The organism is Mesorhizobium sp. WSM4821, from assembly GCF_055901555.1.
The window spans coordinates 3,133,116-3,155,310 of record NZ_CM148371.1 but is presented as its reverse complement, the minus strand read 5'-3'; the positions used below and the strand labels follow the sequence as shown (position 1 = coordinate 3,155,310).

General features: G+C 61.7%; 19 protein-coding genes, 1 tRNA gene and 1 pseudogene. 15 read left to right on the top strand and 6 right to left on the bottom strand.

What is annotated here, in order from left to right:
• Window positions 1–251: 251 nt before the first annotated feature.
• The 9 genes and pseudogenes from fdnG (at window position 252) to AC0NID_RS15110 (ending at window position 10,685) form a co-directional block, all read left to right on the top strand.
• Window positions 252–3,338: a formate dehydrogenase-N subunit alpha gene (gene fdnG / locus AC0NID_RS15150; RefSeq protein WP_473453971.1), complete on the top strand. Its 3,087-nt coding sequence runs from the start codon at window positions 252–254 to the stop codon at window positions 3,336–3,338.
• An 11-nt stretch (window positions 3,339–3,349) separates the two neighbouring features.
• The gene (gene fdxH, locus AC0NID_RS15145) at window positions 3,350–4,300 is read left to right on the top strand and encodes a formate dehydrogenase subunit beta (protein WP_473453973.1); all 951 of its coding nucleotides are present in this window, start codon (window positions 3,350–3,352) and stop codon (window positions 4,298–4,300) included.
• Window positions 4,278–4,982, top strand: a complete 705-nt coding sequence (locus tag AC0NID_RS15140; RefSeq protein WP_473453975.1) for a formate dehydrogenase subunit gamma — start codon at window positions 4,278–4,280, stop codon at window positions 4,980–4,982. Before fdxH ends, AC0NID_RS15140 begins: the two co-directional genes overlap by 23 nt.
• A gap of 49 nt (window positions 4,983–5,031) precedes the next feature.
• Complete coding sequence (gene fdhE / locus AC0NID_RS15135; protein WP_473453976.1) at window positions 5,032–5,949, top strand: formate dehydrogenase accessory protein FdhE; 918 nt, start codon at window positions 5,032–5,034, stop codon at window positions 5,947–5,949.
• Between the two features lie 7 nt (window positions 5,950–5,956).
• The gene (selA, locus tag AC0NID_RS15130; protein WP_473453978.1) at window positions 5,957–7,375 is read left to right on the top strand and encodes an L-seryl-tRNA(Sec) selenium transferase; all 1,419 of its coding nucleotides are present in this window, start codon (window positions 5,957–5,959) and stop codon (window positions 7,373–7,375) included.
• Window positions 7,362–8,168: a tetratricopeptide repeat protein gene (locus AC0NID_RS15125; RefSeq protein WP_473453980.1), complete on the top strand. Its 807-nt coding sequence runs from the start codon at window positions 7,362–7,364 to the stop codon at window positions 8,166–8,168. Before selA ends, AC0NID_RS15125 begins: the two co-directional genes overlap by 14 nt.
• Window positions 8,165–9,997, top strand: a pseudogene (gene selB / locus AC0NID_RS15120) (selenocysteine-specific translation elongation factor); the annotation flags it as partial. The gene AC0NID_RS15125 and the pseudogene selB, both read left to right, overlap by 4 nt.
• 126 nt (window positions 9,998–10,123) lie before the next feature.
• A tRNA-Sec gene (locus AC0NID_RS15115) sits at window positions 10,124–10,219 on the top strand.
• 16 nt (window positions 10,220–10,235) lie between these two features.
• Window positions 10,236–10,685 (top strand): hypothetical protein, encoded by a 450-nt coding sequence (locus tag AC0NID_RS15110; RefSeq protein ID WP_473453981.1) that lies wholly within the window; start codon window positions 10,236–10,238, stop codon window positions 10,683–10,685.
• Window position 10,686: 1 nt separating this feature from the next.
• Here the strand turns inward: AC0NID_RS15110 and AC0NID_RS15105 are convergent, their stop codons facing one another.
• The 6 genes from AC0NID_RS15105 to AC0NID_RS15080 all read right to left on the bottom strand — a co-directional run bounded on the left by AC0NID_RS15105 (window position 10,687) and on the right by AC0NID_RS15080 (window position 16,430).
• Entirely contained in the window at window positions 10,687–11,829 is a 1,143-nt protein-coding gene (locus tag AC0NID_RS15105; RefSeq protein ID WP_473453982.1) for a hypothetical protein, read from the bottom strand.
• A gap of 140 nt (window positions 11,830–11,969) precedes the next feature.
• Window positions 11,970–12,494 carry a prepilin peptidase gene (locus AC0NID_RS15100; protein WP_473453984.1) on the bottom strand — a complete coding sequence of 175 codons (525 nt, stop codon included), beginning with the start codon at window positions 12,492–12,494 and terminating at the stop codon, window positions 11,970–11,972.
• A gap of 9 nt (window positions 12,495–12,503) precedes the next feature.
• Entirely contained in the window at window positions 12,504–13,046 is a 543-nt protein-coding gene (locus AC0NID_RS15095; RefSeq protein ID WP_473453986.1) for a tetratricopeptide repeat protein, read from the bottom strand.
• A 56-nt stretch (window positions 13,047–13,102) separates the two neighbouring features.
• Window positions 13,103–14,053, bottom strand: a complete 951-nt coding sequence (locus tag AC0NID_RS15090; RefSeq protein ID WP_473453988.1) for a type II secretion system F family protein — start codon at window positions 14,051–14,053, stop codon at window positions 13,103–13,105.
• 17 nt (window positions 14,054–14,070) lie between these two features.
• Complete coding sequence (locus tag AC0NID_RS15085; RefSeq protein ID WP_473453990.1) at window positions 14,071–15,006, bottom strand: type II secretion system F family protein; 936 nt, start codon at window positions 15,004–15,006, stop codon at window positions 14,071–14,073.
• Window positions 15,007–15,041: 35 nt separating this feature from the next.
• Window positions 15,042–16,430 carry a CpaF family protein gene (locus tag AC0NID_RS15080; RefSeq protein WP_473453992.1) on the bottom strand — a complete coding sequence of 463 codons (1,389 nt, stop codon included), beginning with the start codon at window positions 16,428–16,430 and terminating at the stop codon, window positions 15,042–15,044.
• Between the two features lie 526 nt (window positions 16,431–16,956).
• Between AC0NID_RS15080 and AC0NID_RS15075 the strand changes: the two genes are divergently transcribed.
• From AC0NID_RS15075 to AC0NID_RS15050, 6 genes are all read left to right on the top strand, one after another.
• A complete protein-coding gene (locus AC0NID_RS15075) occupies window positions 16,957–17,175 on the top strand; it encodes a Flp family type IVb pilin (protein WP_473453994.1) in 219 nt (72 codons plus the stop codon).
• Between the two features lie 95 nt (window positions 17,176–17,270).
• Complete coding sequence (gene cpaB, locus AC0NID_RS15070; RefSeq protein WP_473453996.1) at window positions 17,271–18,308, top strand: Flp pilus assembly protein CpaB; 1,038 nt, start codon at window positions 17,271–17,273, stop codon at window positions 18,306–18,308.
• A 57-nt stretch (window positions 18,309–18,365) separates the two neighbouring features.
• Entirely contained in the window at window positions 18,366–19,811 is a 1,446-nt protein-coding gene (locus tag AC0NID_RS15065; protein ID WP_473453997.1) for a type II and III secretion system protein family protein, read from the top strand.
• The gene (locus AC0NID_RS15060; protein ID WP_473453999.1) at window positions 19,798–20,082 is read left to right on the top strand and encodes a hypothetical protein; all 285 of its coding nucleotides are present in this window, start codon (window positions 19,798–19,800) and stop codon (window positions 20,080–20,082) included. The genes AC0NID_RS15065 and AC0NID_RS15060 overlap by 14 nt, the downstream gene beginning before the upstream one ends.
• Before the next feature lie 67 nt (window positions 20,083–20,149).
• Window positions 20,150–21,664, top strand: a complete 1,515-nt coding sequence (locus tag AC0NID_RS15055; RefSeq protein WP_473454000.1) for a TadE/TadG family type IV pilus assembly protein — start codon at window positions 20,150–20,152, stop codon at window positions 21,662–21,664.
• Complete coding sequence (locus AC0NID_RS15050) at window positions 21,645–22,187, top strand: TadE/TadG family type IV pilus assembly protein (RefSeq protein ID WP_473454002.1); 543 nt, start codon at window positions 21,645–21,647, stop codon at window positions 22,185–22,187. Before AC0NID_RS15055 ends, AC0NID_RS15050 begins: the two co-directional genes overlap by 20 nt.
• Window positions 22,188–22,195 lie beyond the last annotated feature (8 nt).

The following is a 22,195-nucleotide window of genomic DNA, read 5'->3' as shown; positions in this document are numbered from 1 at the left end:
CACGCGGGAGCCGTTTCCAATACCACGCGGCACTGTAAGATTATCTCTAGACAAGCGTCAATCGCACCCTCTCATCTTAAAACATGAGTGTTGATATCAACTATATTCGGTATGAAATGCAGGAGCAGTCGGACGACCATGGTGCAACGCACACTTCGCTTTGTTTGACATTGTCTCGTTTTGGCTCAAAATGCATTCGTACCCTTGGTTCGGGATGCCCTTCGGAGCATCCGCTTCGGGAGGACGTTCAAATGACCATCGAACTTTCACGGCGCGCGTTCCTGCAGACGGCAGGCGCGGGTCTCGCCGGTACTACGCTTGGAGCCCTCGGCTTCGGCGATATAGAAGCCGCACATGCTGCGGCGATACGATCCTTCAAGCTCGCCAACACCACCGAGACACGCAACACCTGCCCATATTGCTCGGTTGCGTGCGGTGTTATCCTCTATTCAAAGGGCGATCTCAGAAAGGGCGAACAGGCCGAAATCACCCATATCGAGGGCGATACCGATCATCCGACCAACCGCGGCACCTTGTGCCCCAAGGGCTCTGCCCTGCTCGGCTTCGTCAAGGCCCCAACCCGCTTGCAACAGCCGATGATCCGCAAGCCCGGGACGGACAAGTTCGAGCCGACAACGTGGGAAGACGCGCTCGACCGCATCGCCCGCCTGATGAAGGACGATCGCGACCAGAACTTCGTCGCGACGAACAATGACGGCGTGACGGTCAACCGATGGATAACCACCGGCTTCCTCGCCGCTTCGGCCACGACCAATGAAACCGCGTTCGAGACCTACAAGGTGGTCCGCAGCACGGGCATGCTGGTGTTCGACAATCAGGCGCGTGTCTGACACGGCCCGACGGTGGCGAGTCTCGCCCCAACATTCGGCCGCGGAGCAATGACGAATTCCTGGACCGACATCAGGAATACCGATCTTGTCGTGATCATGGGCGGCAATGCCGCCGAGGCGCACCCTTGCGGCTTCAAATGGGTCACCGAGGCGAAGGCCAACCGTGGCGCCAAGCTCATCGTGGTTGACCCGCGCTACACGCGCTCGGCCTCGGTGTCGGATCTCTATGCACCGATCCGTCAAGGCACGGACATCGCGTTCCTGCTCGGGCTGATCAACTATTGCATCGAAAACGACAAGGTGCAGCGGGAGTATGTGAAGGCGTTCACCAACGCCGCCTATGTCGTCAAGGCGGGCTTCACCTACCAGGATGGCCTGTTTTCCGGCTACGACGAGGCGAAGCGCGACTACGACAAGTCAAGCTGGGACTACGAGATCGGCGAGGACGGTTTCGCCGTCGTCGATGACACGCTGGCAAATCCTCGCTGCGTCTGGAACCTGCTGAAGAACCATGTCGCGGTCTACACGCCGGAAATGGTCGAGCGCATCTGCGGCACGCCGAAGGACAAGTTCCTGAAAGTGGCCGAGATGGTGGCGGAGTGCTCGTCGCCGACCAAGGCGATGACCTCGATGTACGCGCTCGGCTGGACGCAGCACTCCAAGGGCTCGCAAAATATCCGCGCCATGGCGATGCTGCAGCTCATTCTCGGCAATATCGGCATTCGCGGCGGCGGCATGAACGCGCTGCGCGGCCATTCCAACATCCAGGGGCTGACCGATATCGGGCTGATGTCGAACCTGATCCCCGGCTATCTGACGCTGCCCAACGAGAAGGAACCGGACTTCACCGCCTATATGTCGACGCGCGGCTTCAAGCCGCTCAGGCCGAACCAGATGAGCTACTGGCAGAACTACAGGAAATTCTTCGTCAGTTTCCAGAAGGCCATGTACGGCTCGGCGGCAACGGCGGAAAACGACTTCGCCTACGACTACCTGCCGAAGCTGGACGTGCCGGGTTACGACGTACTGCGCGCCTTCGAGATGATGCACCAGGGCAAGATGAACCTGTATCTCTGCCAGGGCTTCAACCCGCTGCAGTCGTTCCCCAACAAGCAGAAGATCACGGCCGCGCTCTCCAAGCTAAAGCTCCTGGTCGTCATGGATCCATTGGCTACCGAGACGGCGCGGTTCTGGGAGAACCACGGCGCGCACAACGACGTCGATCCGTCGACAATTCAGACCGAAGTGATCGAACTGCCGTCGACGTGCTTTGCCGAAGACGATGGCTCGCTCACCAATTCGGGGCGCTGGCTGCAGTGGCACTGGGCCGGCGGCACACCGCCGGGCGAGGCCAAGCGCGACACCTGGATCATGGCGCAGATACATCTTCGCCTGAAGGAACTCTATCGCAAGGAAGGCGGTGCCTTTCCCGATCCGATCGTCAATCTCCATTGGCCCTATGCCGATCCGGGCGATCCGACGGCCGAGGAAATAGCCCAGGAGATCAACGGCCGGGCGCTCGCGACGGTGACGGACTCGGTCGATCCGACCAAGGTGCTTGCCGAGGCCGGAAAACTCTTGCCGGGCTTCGCCGCGCTGCGCGACGACGGCTCCACATCCTGCGGCTGCTGGATCTATTCCGGCTGCTTCAACGAGAAGGGCAACAACATGGCCCGCCGGGACACTGACGATCCCGACGAGACGGGCGCCTACCTGAAATGGGCGTTCTCATGGCCTGCCAATCGCCGCATCCTCTACAACAGAGCTTCGGCCGATCTGAACGGGAAGGCTTGGGATCCCGACCGCAAGGTGATCGAATGGGACGGCGCGAAATGGTCGGGTTATGACGTCCCGGACATCGCGCCGACAGCGAAGCCCGGCGAGGTCGGCCCCTTCATCATGAATCCGGAAGGCGTGTCGCGCCTGTTCACCAGGGGCATGATGCGAGACGGACCGTTCCCGGCGCATTACGAGCCGTTCGAATCACCCATCGTCAATCCGGTCGCGCCCAACGTTCGGGGCAACCCGGCAGCTCGGGTATTCGAAGGGGATTTCAGGCAGTTCGCCGAGCCGGCCTCGGCGGAGTTCCCCTATGCGGCGACCTCCTACCGCCTGACCGAGCATTTCCACTTCTGGACCAAGCACGTCGTCGTCAACGCCGTGATGCAGCCGGAGTTCTTCGTGGAGATATCGGACCAGCTGGCGGCCGAAAAGGGTATCGCCAAAGGCGGTTGGGTGCGCGTTTGGTCAAAGCGCGGCTCGGTCACGGCGAAGGCGGTGGTAACCAAGCGGATCAAGCCGCTGACCTGTGACGGCAAGACCGTCCACATCGTCGGCATTCCACTGCACTGGGGCTTCACCGGAGCGGCAAAGAAGGGCTTCGGCCCGAACATGCTGACGCCCTATGTCGGCGACGCCAACATCGAGACGCCCGAATACAAGGCGTTTCTGGTCAATATCGAGCCCGTTTCCGGGCCGGTGGCATAGGGAGTCGGCAAATGTTTCCTCCAATTGCCAATCCTTCGGTAACGGACGTGACGCCACGCTTTTCGGAGAAGGACCTCGTCCGCCGTTCCGCCTCGACGGTGCCCGCGCCGGCCGAGCGCCTCACGGAGGTCGCCAAGCTCATCGACGTCTCGAAATGCATCGGCTGCAAGGCCTGCCAGACGGCCTGCATCGAGTGGAACGACACGCATCCGGCGGTCGGCGTCAACGCCGGCGTCTACGAGAATCCGCCCGACCTGACGCCGGACATGTTCACGCTGATGCGCTTCAGCGAGTGGGAGAACCCGGAGACGAAAAACCTCGAATGGCTGATCCGCAAGGATGGCTGCATGCACTGCGAAGACCCGGGCTGCCTCAAGGCCTGTCCGGCACCCGGCGCTATCGTTCAATATTCCAACGGCATCGTCGATTTCGTCCATGAGAACTGCATCGGCTGCGGCTACTGTATCAAGGGGTGCCCCTTCGACATCCCGCGCATTTCCCTCGTCGACCATACGGCCTACAAATGCACGCTCTGCTCGGACCGCGTCGCCGTCGGCCAGGGCCCAGCCTGCGCCAAGGCCTGTCCGACCCAGGCGATCGTCTTCGGCACCAAGGAAGAGATGAAGCAGCATGCCGAGGGCCGCATCACCGACCTCAAGGCGCGCGGCTATGCCAATGCCGGCCTCTACGATCCGCCAGGTGTCGGCGGAACGCACGTGATGTACGTGCTGCACCATGCCGATCAGCCGGAACTCTATTCCGGCCTGCCGAAGGAGCCGAGGATCAGTCCTCTCGTGGAAGCGTGGAAGGGCATCACCAAATATGCCGGCCTGACCGTGCTTGGCGTCGCGGCCGGCGTCGGCCTGCTCCACCATCTCGTCATGGGGCCGAACAGGGTTTCGGACACGGATGAGGAGAACGCCGAGCGGCTAGTGCGGAATGAGCGCCATGACAGCGCATGATGTCGAACCCGACAAGATAGTCCATCCGGGCAAGCCCGTCACGGTGGACCGGTACACGGTGGGCGCGCGGATCAATCACTGGATTACGGCGGCGAGCTTGATCCTGCTTGCCCTCTCCGGCCTCGCGCTGTTTCACCCGAGCCTTTTCTTTCTGTCAGGTCTGTTCGGTGGCGGCCAGTTCACGCGCTTCATACATCCGTGGATCGGCGTCGTTCTGTTCTTCAGCTTCTTCGGGCTTTTCATCCGGTTCTGGAAAGCGAACCTGTGGAAGCGCGAAGATGGGACCTGGCTCGCACGCTTTCGCGACGTGCTGGCCAATCACGAGGAGAACGTGCCGGAAGTCGGCAAGTATAATGCCGGCCAGAAATTCGTGTTCTGGGCAATGTCGATCCTGATCGTTATCCTGATATCGAGTGGTCTGGTCGTCTGGGATCAGTATTTCTCCGCCTACACGACGGTCGGTCAACAGCGGGTGGCGCTCCTCATTCATGCAATCGCGGCGGTCGCGATAATCGGCGTCTGGATCATCCACTTCTATTCGGCCCTATGGGTTCGAGGCACGATTCCCGCCATGATACGCGGTTCGGTGACGGGCGGCTGGGCCTGGCGGCATCATCGCAAATGGTTGCGGGAACTTGTTACGAAACCGGGCGGAAGATCGGGATCGAAGCCCGCCGAATGAGCGGGGTCAATCAGCCAACCACGTGGCCCGTGTGGTTCGTGAGGTGAATATGCCAAGGCAGATCGCTCCGTCAGATATCGATCCCACCGCCATCGGTGAAGTCTCGGCGCCGCCTTTCGTCCGCCTGCCCGACCCGGCGCGTCTGTTCGTTCGGCGGACCCAGAGACTGAATGCACTGGCCGAAACCCATGAGCTCGGTCCGTATCTCCGCTTCCTCGCTGCTCTCGCCGATGTCCAGCACGGCATACAGGACGGCCTATCCGATCCGGATCTGCCGGAAACGGAGGCGCGCGAACGGGCGCACGCTTTCGGAATGCCTCCGCTCGCTCGTGACAGGTTCGCCTCCGAGGCGCTCGTCGAGACGCTCGACCGCCTGATACTGGCGGCTTCGGCCATCGAGAAGCCTCGGGCCGCGGCGGATGCGCTCGACCGGCTGAAGCTGGCCGCGCCTCCGGAACGCGGTTTCATGATGCGCAACGTGCTCGCCGATGCGATCGCGGCTGACGCATTAGCCGAGCATGTTTACGTCGCGGCGGCGCTGCAGCTTCATTTCGCGCGTCTCGCCGCTTGCCTCGACGCCTCGACGCTGGTTCCGGTGGGGAACGGCGCCTGTCCCGTCTGCGGCGGGCCGCCGGTGTCCTCGATGATCGTCGGCTGGCATGGCTCCCACGGGGCAAGGTTCTGTGCATGCTCGCTCTGCGGGACACTCTGGAACTATGTGCGCATCAAATGCACCCTGTGCGGCTCGACCAAGGGGATAGGCTATCTGGAAATCGAAGGGGGACCCGGCACCGTAAAGGCCGAGACCTGCGATTCATGCGGCTGCTATGTGAAAATCCTGCATCAGCACAAGGACCCTGCCCTCGACCCGGTTGCCGACGACGTGGCGACGCTCGGCTTGGACCTGCTCGTCCGCGAGAGCGGCTACCGCCGCGGATCGTTCAACCCATTCCTTGTCGGCCACTGAGGACGCGATGACCGCTTTGCCTGCACGTCGCCTGCGCGAGCTTCCATCGGTCGATCAGGTACTGAAGACGCCGCTCGGGTCCACGTCGATCCAGCGCTTTGGCCGGCAAGTCGCGACGGCGGCTGTCCGCACGGCACTTGCCGCGGCGCGGGAGGCCTGCCGCGGCGGAGCCGCAGTGCCGCAGGCCAGCGATGTCGCCGCCGACGCCGTGGCCCAGCTCAAGGCGGCCGAGCGCCCTTCCCTGCGCCCGGTCTTCAACCTGACAGGCACCGTGCTGCACACCAATCTCGGCCGGGCGCCACTCGCCGAGGAGGCGATCGAGGCAGTACGCGCTGCGATGCGTGAAGCGGTCGCCCTCGAATTCGATCTCGATACGGGAAAGCGCGGCGAGAGGGACGATCATCTGCGTTCGCTCGTTTGCGAACTGACGGGTGCGGAAGACGCAACCGTGGTCAACAACAACGCGGCGGCTGTCCTTCTTGCCCTCAACACGCTGGCTCTCGGCCGCGAGGCGATCGTCTCGCGCGGCGAGTTGATCGAGATCGGCGGCTCGTTCCGGATGCCCGAGATCATGGCCCGCGCCGGCGCCAAGGTTGTCGAGGTCGGAACCACCAACCGCACCCATCCGAAGGACTATGTCGCGGCGATCAGCCAGGAGACCGGACTGATCCTCAAGGTGCACACCTCGAACTACCGCGTCGAGGGGTTCACGGCTGAGGTGGGCGCGCGCGAGCTGGCTTCCATTGCCAGGGCGCAGGGCGTGCCCGTTGTCCACGACCTCGGCTCCGGCACGCTTTTCGATCTTGCCGCTTATGGCCTCAAGCATGAGCCGACCGTTCGCGAGGCGATTGCCGACGGCGCGGATCTGGTCACCTTTTCCGGCGACAAGCTGCTCGGCGGGCCCCAGGCCGGCTTCATCGTCGGCAGCAAAGCGCTGCTCGCCGCGATCGGCCGCAACCCGATGAAGCGGGCGCTCCGAGTCGACAAGCTTCGGCTCGCCGCGCTGGAGGCGACGTTGAGGCTCTACCGCGACCCTGATCGCCTGGCGGAGAGATTGCCGACGCTGAGGCTGCTGGCGCGTCCCTCGGCCGAGATCGCAGCCCAGGCAGAGCGCCTAGCGCCCGTGATTGCCGATACCCTGGGTGAGGCTTTCGCCGTGAAGACAGTGGAATGCCGCAGTCAGGTCGGATCGGGCGCCCTGCCGCTTGAGACGATACCCAGCGCCGGTCTCGTCGTGCGGGTAAAGTCCGGCGGCGGCAACGCGCTGGGAGCGCTTGCGGCGGCATTGCGCGGACTGCGCATTCCGGTGATCGGGCGCATCGAGAACCGGGCGCTTGTGCTTGACCTGCGCTGCCTCGAAGACGAAGCGGGCTTTTGTGCAAACCTCGCCGGCTTCTATCCGGGAGGGGCCGATGCGCTGGTTTGAGAGCCTCGCACGGCGGCCGGCCGACGTGCCCCGGCCGGACGACGTGCCGGTCGCCGAACGCCTGGCAAGGGCCTTGGAAGCGGCCAGGCGCGGTGACTATGCGGCGGCCCTGGGCATATGGGAGCCGCTGGCTCATGCTGGCGTCGCGCGAGCGCAAAACAATATCGGCGCCTGCTTTGCGGAAGGGCTTGGCGTCGAGCGGGACCGCGACCTCGCCTTCCGCTGGCTGGCGCTCTCCGCCGAGACCGGTGACGCCGTCGGGCAGCGGAACCTGGCGTCGCTCTATTTCCGCGGCGAGGGCGTCGCGCAGGACTACGGCCGCGCAGCCGAGATCTACCGAGCGGCCGCGGAACAGGGCGACGGACCGGCGCAGGACATGCTGAGCTGGATGCTGCTCGAAGGCGATGTGGTCGAGCCCGACCCCGCCGAGGCGCGGCGCTGGGCGACTGCCGCCGCCGAGCAGGGAATAGCGTCGGCCATGACGCGGATCGGCATGCTCCATCACAATGCGCTCGGCGTGCCCCGCGATCCCACTGAGGCGGTTCGCTGGTGGCGCCGTGCCGCCTTGCGCGGCGATGCGGACGGACAGGCCATGCTCGGCGCCGCCTGCCATCTGGGAGCGGGTGTGGCGGCCGACGCGGTCGAGGCATATGCCTGGCTCCTGCGTGCGAGCGCAGCAGGCAGCGCGCTCGCCGAACGGTATCTGCCGGCCGCGCGTGCCCGCCTCGCCCCTGACGAGACCGCCGAGGCCGAACGTCGTGCAGCGACTTCATTGACGGGGGGCGGATCATGATCGTCGGCACGGCGGGTCATGTCGATCACGGCAAGACCGCGCTGGTGCGCGCGCTGACCGGCGTCGACACCGACCGCCTGCAGGAGGAAAAGACGCGGGGCATGACGATCGACCTCGGCTTTGCCTACCTGCCGGCGCCGAGCGGGGACGTCATCGGTTTCATCGATGTCCCGGGGCACGAACGGTTCGTGCATACGATGCTCGCCGGCGCCAGCGGCATCGATTTCGTGCTGCTGGTCATTGCCGCCGACGACGGCGTGATGCCGCAGACGCGCGAGCATCTGGCGATCATCGATCTGCTCGGTATCAGGCGCGGCGCCGTCGTGCTCACCAAATCCGACTTGATGGCCCCCGCACGGTCCGCCGCCGTTCAGACGGATATCCGCGCCGCGCTTGCCGATACGGCACTCGCCGAAGCAGACATAATCCCCACCTCGGTCGTCAGCGGTGACGGTATCGACGATCTGCGGGATTTCTTGTTCGGGGAGGCGTCTCGCTTTGCCGGCCGCGCGTCCTCTGGGCGCTTCAGATTGGCGGTCGACCGATGCTTCACGCTGCACGGCACCGGCACTGTCGTGACCGGCACGGTCCTCTCAGGATCGGTCGGCATCGGCGACCAAATTGTCGTCAGCCCGACGGGCCTGGCGGCGCGCGTCCGCTCGGTCCACGCCCAGAACCGGCCGGCTGAGCGTGGACGGGCGGGAGACCGCTGCGCGCTCAACCTGGCCGGTGAAGGCATCGGCAAGGAGGCAATCCGGCGCGGCGACGTCATACTCGACCCTGAACTTCACGCGCCGACAGACCGGATCGACGCAAGGCTGCGCGTCTTGCCAGGAGAGCCCAGGCCGATCGGCCAGTGGTTCCCGGTACGCCTCCACCACGCCGCGGCCGAGGTTGGCGCAAGGATCGTGCTTCTCGGTGACCAACCGGTCAGGCCCGGCGGCATCGCCAAGGTTCAATTGGTGCTGGACAATCCCATCGCGGCTGCCGCGGGCGACGCCTATGTGGTGCGCGACACCTCGGCGCAGCGGACCATCGGCGGCGGACGCCTGATCGATCTGAGGGCGCCCAGCCGGAGGCGCCGCACGCCGGAACGGCTTGTCCAGCTTGAAGCATATGCCGTCCCGGACCCCGAGGCGGCTGTCGCCGCACTGCTCGACGCGTTGCCCCATTACCTTGACCTTGGCGCTTTCGCGCGCGACCGGGCGCTCGGCAGCGACGAGACGCAGAGACTGGTCGACAGCCTCGAACTGGTCCGCATCCCCCCCGGAAAAACGCAGTTCGTTCTTTCGCAGGCGCACTGGATGCAATTCAGACTCGGCCTGGCCGCGAATTTGAAGACCTTTCACGCGGACAATCCGGATCTGCCGGGCATCGGCATGGAGAGATTGCGCCTTCAGCTCGATCCGCGACTTCCAGCGCCGATGTTTGCAGCCGCTCTGCGAATCCTGTCGCGTGCGGGCAAGCTTGCCCTTGACGGCGCCTGGGTGCGGCTGCCCGGCCATGAAGTCCGTCTGACACCGCAGGACGAAGCGATGTGGCTGCAAATCGAGCCGCTCATCGGCGGCTCGACGCGAAATCATCCGCCGAGGGTCCGCGATATCGCCGGTACGTTGGCGAAGCCGGAAACGGAAATCCGCCGGATCCTGAAACTGGCCGGCCGTATCGGGAAGGTGTACGAAGTTGCCCATGATCGTTTCTTCCTGCACGCGGCATTGGCCGAGATTGTCGAAATCGTCGATCAGCTGACGGCGGCCGAACCGGGCGGGCGGTTTAACGCCGCCCAATTTCGCGATCGTGCTGGCAGCGGACGCAAACTTGCCATCCAGATCCTTGAATTTCTCGATAGGCATGGCGTCACGCTGCGACGCGGCGACCTGCGGCTCGTCAACAGGCATAGACGGGATCTGTTTCGCTCACCGGCCGATAGCGAGCCGGCAATAGCGGAAGCTTCTGGAGGAGCATCGTCCCCGGTGGGGCGTCCGGACTTCAAATCCGGGAGGGGCCGCGAGCCGGTCCTTGGTGGGTTCGACTCCCACTCTCTTCCGCCACTCTCGCAAAGGCGCGATGACGGTGACAACCCGCTTTCTCGTTGAACTCAAGACAGCGGCCGAGGCCGCCAAGGTCGCCGAAAGCCGCTTCCGGCGCGACGCTGCGGCCCGGATCGCGGCGCTCGAACAAGAGCGCGCCTTCGCCTTCAGGCGGCTCAATCTCATGCAGGCGATCGCCGCGGCCATGGCATCGGCCGAAAGCGAGGAGATAGCCGTCGCTAGCGCCTTCGCCACGCTGCGCACGCGACTGGGCTGGAATTCCGACAGCGAGGCGCGTTCGGAGGTGATTGCGCGTTTCGGTCAGGTGGTGCTGGCGATGTTCCGGGCTCCGGACGAGGAGGAATCCGCCAACAACGTTCCCAAGGCCCTGGCCGGTTTCGAGCACTGGTATGCCGAAACCCGGGGATCGCCCTTCTGGCTGCAGTTCGAGCACCAGATACCGGACACGCCCCGCGTCGATTTTTAATTTAGCGGAACAGGTATTTTGACACCTCTGGATTGCCTCGTCGCCACATGACGTTGTCCAGAAAATAGTGGTGCACGTTGATGAATATCCACGCGATGAAGAGGAACAGCGACGAGCCGAGCACCTCTTTGTTATAGGGAACCAAAGCAGACAACGCGATCGGGACCAACCAGAAACCGAGAATTCCAAGAATTCCACCAATGATGATGAATCCCAGCACCCGCAGCCTATACATCGGGCCGACAATGGAGAGGATCTTGAACTCGGGGGCTAAAACAGCATCTGAACGGTCGCGCTCGACATTGGTCTGATAACGCCAGACCACCGCCAGGTACTGCAAGGAATGGAGCGCCGGCACCACAAGCAGCCAGAGCGGGTTTATTTTCACAAACAGAATCCAGGCATACAGGCTCACGACATACGCGACGATCCCGTTGTACGGTAGCGTGCCACCATGCTTGCGCCAGCGATTGATGAACATCACAACCGTGGCCGCCGTAGAAGCAGCGGCGGCCAATGCAGCAATATTGGTGACCCATGAAGGGGCGGCAAATGTGTAGTAGTCCAAGCCCCAGAAACGCCTTTCGGTGATCACCGCGTTTGTCTGGAGCCATGCGAACAGCCATACGGCATAGCCGTTGAACAGCAGCACTTTCTTGTCTTGTTCGTTGAAGAACTTGCGCTTCAGCACGGCGTCCACCATCAGCATGCCGTAGCCTTGCTTGACATAGTGCCAGCCCACGAAAAACGCCATCGCATTGCTTGCATATCCCAGCAGGCGGGCATTCTCCGCTATTGAACCGTAGGCAAAGAAACCGCCCATGATCAGCGGGACGACAATGCCCGCGAAGATGTAACGGACCTGGAGATTCTTGTCATATCCGTCGCCGCGCACCTTCCGCCCAAAATTACGATAGAAAATTTGATACGAGTGGGCAAAGTGCGGATGGTTTATCAGATGCGCCACCAAGAGCATTGTTGCCGCCACAAGACCTTCGTACTCGAGAGGCACCAAAAACAAGATCGGCAAAATCAAAAACGCGCTCCCGCCAAGCAGGAGAAAGTCGGCGATCGGGCCAAAAAGATATTTTTGTGGCGCCGCCGCCACGGCGGCCGGAGCATCCGCTGAAAGATGAAGTGCCAAATCTATGCCCTCCTGGGAAGGTTCATTTAACCACCGACCCGTCTCTCTACACGATCATCGTTTTCGAACTGCTAACGTAAAAACGATATCTGCGGCCTGCGAAGCCTATAGCCAAAGCCGTTGCGGCAATTTCGGTCTGGTCAGATCGCCGGGCCGGGCTGGGACAATAAGACGACGTAAATCTGAAACGCTATCGTGCAGATCGCCGCGAGCGAGATCGGCACGCCAAACGGCACAACACCCTTGCGGTCCAGGTGCTGGACATAGAGGCGGAAGGCGCCCGCCGGCAGCATGAACGGATTTTTCACGATCAACGCCGTGGCCAGCGCGAAGACCAGCAGCAGCACGGAAAGCACAAGGAGGCCGCTGCCGCCGATCAGAAGCGGCACCACCGCCATCAGCTTGACATCGCCGGCCCCGACCTTGCGCAGCGCCCAGAACGGGAACAGCGCAACAAACAACAAAAGGCCGGCAAGCGCGCTCAAGCCCATGTCCCACCACGACCCGGATTGAACCGACAGGAGCTGCAGCGAGCCCAAACCCAGGCAAAGCAGCAGCAGCACATTCTGGTTGGATATCTTCTGGGTGGTGAAGTCGAGCCAGGCGATCCTTGCGAGCAGAGGGATGGCAAGCGCCTTCAGCAGCAGCGAAGCGGCGAGCAGCATGCCGGCGCTCTACCGCTCGAGATTCTTCACGCTGGACGACAGCAGCTTCAGATTGTTGGCCACGGTCGGGTCGTTGGGCGCCAGTTCATAGGCTTTGAGGAAATTGCTGCGCGCGTCCTGCAGCTTGCCGCGCAGCAGATAGGAATAGCCGACATTGTTGTAATATTCGGGCGTCCCGCCGACCAGCTTGAAGGCTCGTGCGTAGGCCCGGTCGGAGAGGTCGAAGCGGCGGATGCGATCGCTGCAGGCGGCCAGACCCAACCAGGCCACACCATCATTGGGCGCCAGTTGCGTCGCCTTGTAGAACAGAGCGCCGGCATTGCCGTAGTTTTCCGCTCGGAACTGGTTCTTGGCTTCGGCAACAGCCTGGTCCGAAGCATAGTATTCGACGTCGCTGACCGTCTTCAGCCCGTCGAAGGCATCGCCAAAGGCTGTCACGTCGCCTTTCGATGGCTCATTGGTACGGACGACGCCGTCGCTACCTGCCGTCTGACAGCCGGAAAGCACTATAAGCAGCAGACTGGCTATGGCTGCAAGGCGCATTGGCCGCATTATTTTGTCCCCCAAGAGTCCTCCGACTCTCTATTTCGACCAAAGCACATGATCGTCTAGAAGAAAACGCCCCTCATGCGAATGATCACCGGTAACATGAGCACCATCATCACCACCGGGAAAATGCAAAGGCCCAATGGGATCATCATTTTGACCGGCAAAGAATTGGCACGCTCTTCGGCACTCAGAATTCTCTGGCTGCGCATCTCGTCACTATAGACGCGCAAAGCGTCGGTCAGGCTAGTACCGAGTTCTTCCGATTGCCGAAACAGCACTGCCAAAGCCCGCGCCTCGTCAAGACCGACGCGGTCAGCGAGTTCGCGCAGTGCTTCGCGCAACGGCTTGCCGGCCCGCAATTGCAGCGTCATGATTGACAGTTGAATGCCTAGCCATTTGTGGGTGCCGGCCAGTTCCTGGCTCACGCGCTCGACCGCAGCCTCCAGGCTCATACCGGCGTCGGCACAGGTTATCATCATGTCCATGAAATCGGGAAAACCGCGGCGGTAGACCTGCTTTTGTCCTTTCTCGAAGCGATCGAGCATGACGCTTGGAACCACGAGGCAGGCGAGCCCGAACAAGCCAGCTCCGGCAAAGCTCATGAAACCGGGCAAGGAAGGCGGGAGCACCCGGGTCAGGAGCGCATAGACAGCCAGAAACCCGGCACAGACCGCGCCAAGCCGCGACAACGTATAGATGAGCGGAGCGCTTGGCTGATAGAAGCCGGCGCGGAACAGCTTCGCGTCCAAGGCGCTGGGCTGGTCCCGCTCCTTTTCGATCGATCGAAAATATGCGTCCACTGGCCGCTGCGCCGAGATCCTGGCAAGCTGTTCCTGTCCAACGAGCGAACGGCGATCGGCAATACCTTCGGCCATCAGGCTTTGTGCGACCAGCTTTCGCGTCTGCAGCGCCGGCAAAAAGACGAGGGAACCGAACAGGAACAGTGCCACCGCCGCCACGAAGACGGCAATGGAGACCAGAACGCTGAGATCCTGAATAGTCGAAAACAAGATTATGTCTCGCCCTGTCAGAAGTCGAAATTGACCATTCGATACATGATGAAATCACCCAACAGCGCCCATGTCCCGAAAATCAGGAACACAGGAAGGATGATCGGATCGCCCCAGACGGTGCCGTAGTAAGCCGGGGCAACAAGCTGGAGTATCAGGAACATCACTATCGGGAACAGCGAGATGATCCATGCCGATACACGGCCCTCGGCCGAAAGCGCCCTGATCTTCATCCTGAGTTTCTGCCTTTCGCGCAGCACCGATGAAAGATTGGACAGGATCCCGGTCAGATTGCCGCCGGTCTTTGCTTGAATCGACAACGACACCGAAAGCAGATGAAGGCCCTCGAAGCCTACACGCTGCGACAATTTTTTCACGGCTTGTTCCATACTGAGACCAAAGGTAATTTCGTCGGAAACAATGCCGAATTCGGTGCCGAGCGGATCGGGCATTTCGCGGGCGACCAGACCAACCGCTACCGAAGCCGGATGTCCGGCGCGCAGCGAACGAACGATCATGTCGAGTGCGTCCGGGAGTTGTTTCGCGAATTTCTGAATTCGCCTGCTCCGTGCGCGCCGGAGAACGAGAAGCGGCAGCACAAATCCAATCACCAGAAAAACAACGAGCGACACCAGGGTCGAAAAGCCCAAAAAGAACGACAGCAGCAACGCCAGCGCCAACCCCGTCAGGAGGAATTTCGCGGCAAAAGTCACCGGGTTTCCGGTAATGCCGGACTGGGTATAGAGCCTGTTCAGTCCGATCAGACCAAAGAGAAAGTCGCCCGAGTCCGTCAGCCCGCGTTCGCGCAGCAACCCTTGCAGGGTCCGTTCGGCCGGAACGTCGTCGGACAGCCGTTTCAGCCGGCGGTTGACGGCGCCAATCCGTGCCCGGCTTTTGGCAAAGGAAAGATACATGGCCTCGCCGGCGAGAATAACCGATGCCGCCGCGAGCACATAAATGAAGTAGAGCAAAGTCTGACCGGTGGGCATCAGAGCGCAACCTGCGGATTGAAGGCATCCTTGGCAAAATTATGGCCAAGCGTCGCCGCCTCCGGGGCAAAGCGCGGGCGGATGCCGGTGGCGCGAAAATCACCGATGATCTTGCCTTCCGGCGTCACCTCGCGACGGACGAAGTTGTAGATCTCCTGGAGCTGGACGACATTTCCTTCCATGCCGGTCAGTTCCGATATGGAGACGACCCGCCTGCCTCCGTCCGCAAGACGCTGCGTCTGCACGATGATGTCGATGGCCGACGCGATCTGCGCCCGGATTGACTCGTGGGTCATCGGCATGCCGGCCATGCCGACCATTTGCTCAAGCCGTGATATCGCGTCGCGCGGCGTGTTGGCATGGATGGTGGTCATCGAACCTTCATGGCCGGTGTTCATCGCCTGCAGCATGTCGAAGGCCTCCTCGCCGCGCACCTCGCCGACGATGATGCGGTCGGGCCGCATGCGAAGCGCGTTCTTGAGCAGTTCGCGCTGACGAACCTCGCCCTTACCCTCGACATTGGGCGGCCGCGTCTCCAGCCGGCCGACATGCGGCTGCTGCAGTTGCAGTTCCGCCGCGTCCTCGATGGTGATCAAACGCTCCCTGGCCGGGATGTAACTTGACAGCGCGTTGAGCAAGGTCGTCTTGCCGCTGCCTGTGCCGCCCGAAACCAGGATCGACTTGCGCGCCTGCACGGCGATACGCAGCAGGTCGATCATCGGCTGGCGGATCGAATTAAACGCCATCAGGCGTTCGAGCGAATAGGGATTCTTGGAGAATTTGCGGATCGACACCAGCGGCCCATCCACCGAGATCGGCCGCACCGCGATGTTGACGCGCGAACCGTCATCCAGCCGTGCATCGACCATCGGCGCCGATTCGTCGACGCGCCTGCCGATGGCCGAGACGATCTTGTTGATGACGCGCAGAAGATGCGCCTCGTCGCGGAAGCGGATCGCCGTCTCCTCGATCATGCCGCGCCGCTCGATGAAGACGCGCTTGTGTGTGTTGATCAATATGTCGGTGATCGAGTCATCCTTGAGCAGTGGCTCGATCGGCCCCAGCCCCAGCATCTCATCGGCGGTTTCACTGGTCAGCCGGTCAAGCTCGCGGGCGTTCAGCGGCACGTTGCGGCCGCGCACGAACTCGCGAACGATTGGCCGGATCTCATTCAGGATCTCATCCTTCGACGCGGTTTCAAGCGCGGCAAGATTGAACCGGTCGATCAGATGGCGGTGGAGCTCGACCTTGAGCGTCAGGAAATCGTCGCCATGCGCTTCGATGTCGGCAGCGGGGGAAAGCGCCGGCGCAACAGGCAATACCGCAATCGGCTCAAGCTTTGGCTCGATCCGCGGTTCGCCTAGCCCCTTGGTGAATCGGCCCAACATGACGCTTCGTCCCCGTTTAATCCCCGCGCTGAAACTAATCGTTAACCACGGAAGGCACAAGCGCCGACCGCGCACCCATGCGATTAATACTTCAGACATAGTTAAGATCATGTGTCGGAAAACGTGACGTTTATTTGGTCAGCGGCGCTGTCCTAAATGGAACACGGGACTCGCTTTTCGGTGAAAGTGCCTTTTTTGCCACAAAGGCGTCATGGAACGGATCTAATCCCTTAGATATTCAACCATATGCCTTATTGCTAATGCGGCCCCACTTTCGCCAGATCGCGGCCAAATTGTGAACGAATGGTTAAGGGGCGCACAAAAATCAACTGAATCAATGTCTTGGGTTAGTGAAGGAACGGAAATATTCTTGCCGAATCAGGTATAGGAAAGTTAAAGAACCGTTAAACCCATTTGACTCTGGTTTTCTTCGGGATTTAGATCGAGATGACGGGGGATGCTTGGGTATGGATTTCATCCTTGGCTCGTCTCGTCGGGTTCAAACCTCCAAAAGGGAGAAATTGGCATGAAGAAGCTCATGACGATGACCCGGCAGTTCCGCGACGACGAAAACGGCGCTGCCATGGTCGAATATTCCATCCTTCTCGGCATCATCGCGGTCGCCGTCGTCCTGACGGTCATCGCGATCGGCGGCTGGGTCACGGGTCGTTTCGCAGGTCTGTGTACCGCGCTCGACAGCACGACTGTTGGCACCTGCAACGCGGTTGCGGGCACAGGAAGCTGATCGCCTGATCACGCTCAGGCCCGGATCATCAGGTCCGGGCCTGAATCCGATCGCAGCGGACGAATTTCCGCATTCTGGGCATGGGGCTTGGGGCTATGCGCGCAAATACTGTCATCATGATCGTGCTCGCCGGCGTGTTCGGCGTTGTGGCGGTGGTGCTCGCCAATATCTGGCTGGCCAGCCAGCGCAGCGCCATGGCGAAGGGGGATAATGTCCAGCGCGACACGGTCGTTGTCGCTGCCGTCGCGCTGAAATTCGGCGACACGCTGACATCAGACAAGCTGCGCGAAATTGCGTGGCCGGCGGGCGCGGTTCCGGCCGGTGCCTTCAGGACAACAAAAGAGGCTTTGGCCGGAGACGGCACGAAGCAGGCACTGCAGACGATCGGGATCAACGAGCCGGTTCTCGCAACCAGAATCACCGGCCCCGGCCAGCGCGCCACACTTTCGGCGGTGCTCGGCGAGGGCATGAAGGCAGTATCCATCCGCGTCAATGACGTGCTTGGCGTCGCCGGATTCGTCTTTCCCGGTGACCGGGTCGATGTGCTTCTGACGCGCACCGCCCGCAGCGATGGCGCGGACAGAAGTTTTGTCGACGTGTTGCTGCAGAGCATGAAGGTGCTCGCCGTCGACCAGGTCGCTGATGAAAGCAAGGACAGCCCGACCGTGGTGAAATCGGTGACGCTCGAGGCCAGCACCAGGGACGCACAGAAGCTTACGCTTGCCGCCGGCGCCGGCCAGTTGTCGCTGGCGCTTCGCCAGGCCGCCGCCAGCCAGGGCGAGACCACCGAACGCGTGACACTTTCCGACCTGACAGGCGACACGCCGGCCGACGTCGCCGACAGGCAGGCCGAACTCGCCAGGCAGGCCGCCGCCGAGGCTGAGGCCGCGGCCGAGCGCAAGCGCGCCGATGACAAGATCAATGGGCTGACCCAGGCGGTGGAACGGGTAGGAAGCAGGCTCGACCTGTTGAGCGCCGCAAAACCTGCTCCGGCAGTAGCCTCGGCGCCCCAGATGCAAGAGGTAGTTAAGGAAGTAATCAAATATGTGCAGCCGGAACCGCCGGCGCGTGCGACAGTCGGCGTCTTTCGAGGTGTGAAGTTCGACACCTACGACGTGCCGCGACAAAAATAACGCCGGCGCACTCGGGCAAGGGGTTGTCCGTATAGTCGGCAAAGGGGGGTAATATAGATGCGTGTGTTCTGGGGAAGACTGGCAGTGGCCGCTCTGGCCTGCTTGACGGCACTTCTGCAGTTGAGCCTCGCGGCTCATTCAGCCGACCGCCGCATCGATGTCTCGAACCCAAGCGTCCATCGTATTTTCCTGCCCATGTCGCAGTCGGTGACGGTCCAGGTGAACGCCACACTCGGCGATATCGTCGTGGGCGACGAGAAGATCGCCGACGCCCAGCCAATGACCGACCGGACACTCTATGTCATCGGCAAGAGCGCCGGCACCACCACCGTCAACCTCTTCTCGGAAGACAAGCGCTCGCTTGGCGTGATCCAGATCGAGGTCGGCGTCGACGTAAGCGACATGGCGCAAGCGATCCGGCAGGTGGCGCCCGGGTCGCGCATCGATATCGGCTCGATCAACGGCAAGGTCAGGCTTGGCGGCCATGTCAAGGACGGCGCCACGCTGGCGGCGATCATACAGGTTGCCCAGCAATATGGACCCGACGCGATCATAAACGCCGTGACCATCGACGACAGCCAGCAGGTGAACCTGGAGGTGCGCGTGCTCGAGGCCAAGCGCAATGCCGGCCGCGATCTTGGCATCTCAATCAGGAGCACCAACGGCAGCGGCACGACCCGAACCGCAACCGGTATTGCCACCGTGGATGAGGACAATTTGGTGCTGGGGCCGGGCAACCTGGTTACCGGCCTTCTTTCGAACAGCAATCCATTCGCGGCGCTGATCACTCGCGTCATCAACAGCGATGTCAAGGTCGACCTGATCATCGAGGCGCTGGAGGCTAAGGGCGTGGTGCGCATGCTGGCCGAGCCCAATCTCACCACTCTATCCGGCGAGTTGGCCAGCTTCAACGCCGGCGGCGAGGTGCCTATCCGTAGCGTCGACAGTGATGGCGAGGTCCAGGTCGAGTTCAAGCAATTCGGCGTCAATCTGCTGTTCACCCCGGTCGTTCTTGCCGACGACAAGATCAACATCAGGTTGGCGCCTGAAGTCAGCGACCTCACCGGCTTCACCAGCGCCGGCGACCCGATATTCACCAACCGCAAGCTGTCGACCGTCGTCGAATTGCGCGACGGCCAGAGCTTCGCGGTCGGCGGGCTTTTGTCCAGCAAGAACACCAAGATCCAGAGGCAGGTGCCATGGCTCGGCCAGGTGCCGATCGTCGGAACGCTGTTCCGGAATTCGAGCAACCAGAAGGAAGAGACCGAACTGATCGTGATCGTGACGCCGCATATCGTGCGGCCGGTGAAACCAGGCGAACAGCTGGCGACGCCGTTCGACAAGACGCGGCCCGCCAACGACCCCGAGTTTTTCGTGCTCGGTCAACTGGAAGTGACCAAGGACATGGTTCGCAAATATGAACTCGGCGAAGGCGTGGTCGGCCCCTATGGCCACATGCTCGACCTCAAATCCAAGGACAAGATGCTCTATGTCAAGAAATAGAACCTTGCTCCTGCTGTTGTGCGCCGGCGCGCTGACGGGCTGCGCTACCGACTACCTGAACAATTACGAGACGGTGACGTTGGCGGCGGGCGACACGCAGAAATACAACTCGCTGCTGCAGACGGTCGATCCGCTCAATCCGGCGTCGAGGAACACGGCGATCGAAGGCGATGGCGCGCGCGCTGCCGCTGTTGCCCAGAGTTACAAATTTCCACCACCACCGCCGCCACCGCCGGCCATCACGGTCAATGTCGGCAACACCGGGGATTAAACAGAGGAATGCGGGTCGGCGTCAGGTAAACGAGGAACCCTGGCGTCAGGGAGCTAAGAGTAAAGCCATGCTGCGGATCATTCGCGCGTTCTGGCACGATCAGAGGGGAATGGCACTGATACTGGTCAGCATCATGCTGCCGGCAATCATCGGCTTTTCCCTGCTGACGATTGACATGAGCCGGGTCAACAACCTCCACAACGATCTTCAGAAGGGGGCCGACAGCTTTGCGCTTGCGGCGGCGGCGGAACTTGACGGCAAGCCAGACGCGTGGAGCCGGGCGGAACGAGCACTCGCCAACCTTGTCGAGAACGACAGCCGCTTCTCCAGTGTGACTGCTCGCGCCGACCTTGATAATGGCGGCGTCGTGAACGGCACAACGGCCTGCCGGAACGGGGGCGACATCGCTTGGTGCTTTCTCGCGAGCATACCCACAAGCGATTCGACGGCCATTAATCCGCTGACGGGGGTCGACGCCAATGGAGTCGATCGGAAGGCGGCGACCAGCGCGGATGCCGAATTTATCATGGTTTCAGTCCAGGCAAGCCGTTTCGACGCGATCTTCCCAGCGTCCTTCGTCGGCGCCGGCGCGAACAACTTCTTTGATGTCGGCGCGACCGCCGTAGCGGGATTCGCGGGCGTCGTCGTCTGCGACATGACCCCGCTCTTCATCTGCAACCCGTTCCCGGGCCAGAACCTGCAGGATGTGGCGAACAATCAGAATTTTTACCGGAAAGGCATCAAACTCGTAATGGGCTCGACGTCATGGGGACCCGGCAACATGGGCTTCCTTAGACCGGCGGTATCCCACGGCTATGGCGAGGGAGACCTTGCGGATGACATCGCCCACGTGGATTTTCCGGAATGCGTGAACAGCAGGGGGATCTACACGCAGACCGGCAATCTGACTGAAAAGGCGAAGGCGGCGTTCAACACCCGTTTCGATATGTACGGCCCGCACTTCTCAAAGGACGACGCGTCGGTTCCGCCAGCACCCAATATTCGGAAAGGCTTTGATTTCAAGCCAAAGGGCAACAAGCCCGGCACCGATCCGTGCGACAAGATACCCGGGACCGACCTCACAAAGTTCCATGGCCTGACGCAGGACACCGCCTACCCGCTGTTCGGCGGACGCATCGGCAATGGACTTTGGGATTATGAGGGCTACGTGGCAACCAACTACCCCAATGGAGAGTTGGATGACTTCAACCACCAAGACGGAAGCGACTACACGAACGCCAGCCCGCCGTCCCGGTATGACCTTTACAAATACGAGATCGACAACGATCTGGTGGACACCCTTTCAATTGGCAACGAGACCGGCGAAGCGCTTTGCCATGCCTCGCCATCGACCGACCCGGACCGACGGTTGATCTATGCTGCCATTGTCGACTGCGACCTGTTCCAGAGCGAATTGAACGGACAGAGCGGATCTATGACCGCGATGGGATTCGCGAGTTTCTTTCTCACTGAGCCCGTCACCGGCGACGATGTGCTGGCCGAAATCGTTGATATCGATGGAAATCAGGGGCGAGGCACCATGATGGGCTTCGCGAAGGACAATGTCCAACTTTACCGCTAAGCGCACCGGGATCCTTCGCCGACTCGCCCGGGAATTCCGCCGCGAGGAGCGCGGCACGATCCTGGTCGAGATGACGTTGATTACGCCGCTGATGATTGCCCTGTCGGCGGGCGTGTTCGAATTCGGCACCGTCATCCACCGCAAGCTGCTGATCGAAGCCGGGCTGCGCGACGCGGCACGCTTCATGGCGCGCTGCACAGAGGACTTTGTAAACCCTGACCCAGGCACAAATTATTGCGTCTCTACTGCACAAAACATCGCTAAATACGGGACACCGGTGGCCGGGACGTTCAGGGTAGCCGACTGGGCCGCCGACGAGCCCGTCGTAATCGCGACCTACGACACTGCAAACCCGGTCGATCCAGACACGGGCTTGCAGGACTACAGAGGGACCGGCGCGACTGTCCGCACGATCCGCGTAACCACCAGCTACGCATATGGGGCTACCTCGCTGCTCTCCTATATCGGCGTCGGCCCAATCACCATCACAGCTTCGCAAGAAGAGCGATTTGTCGGGTACTGACATGCGAC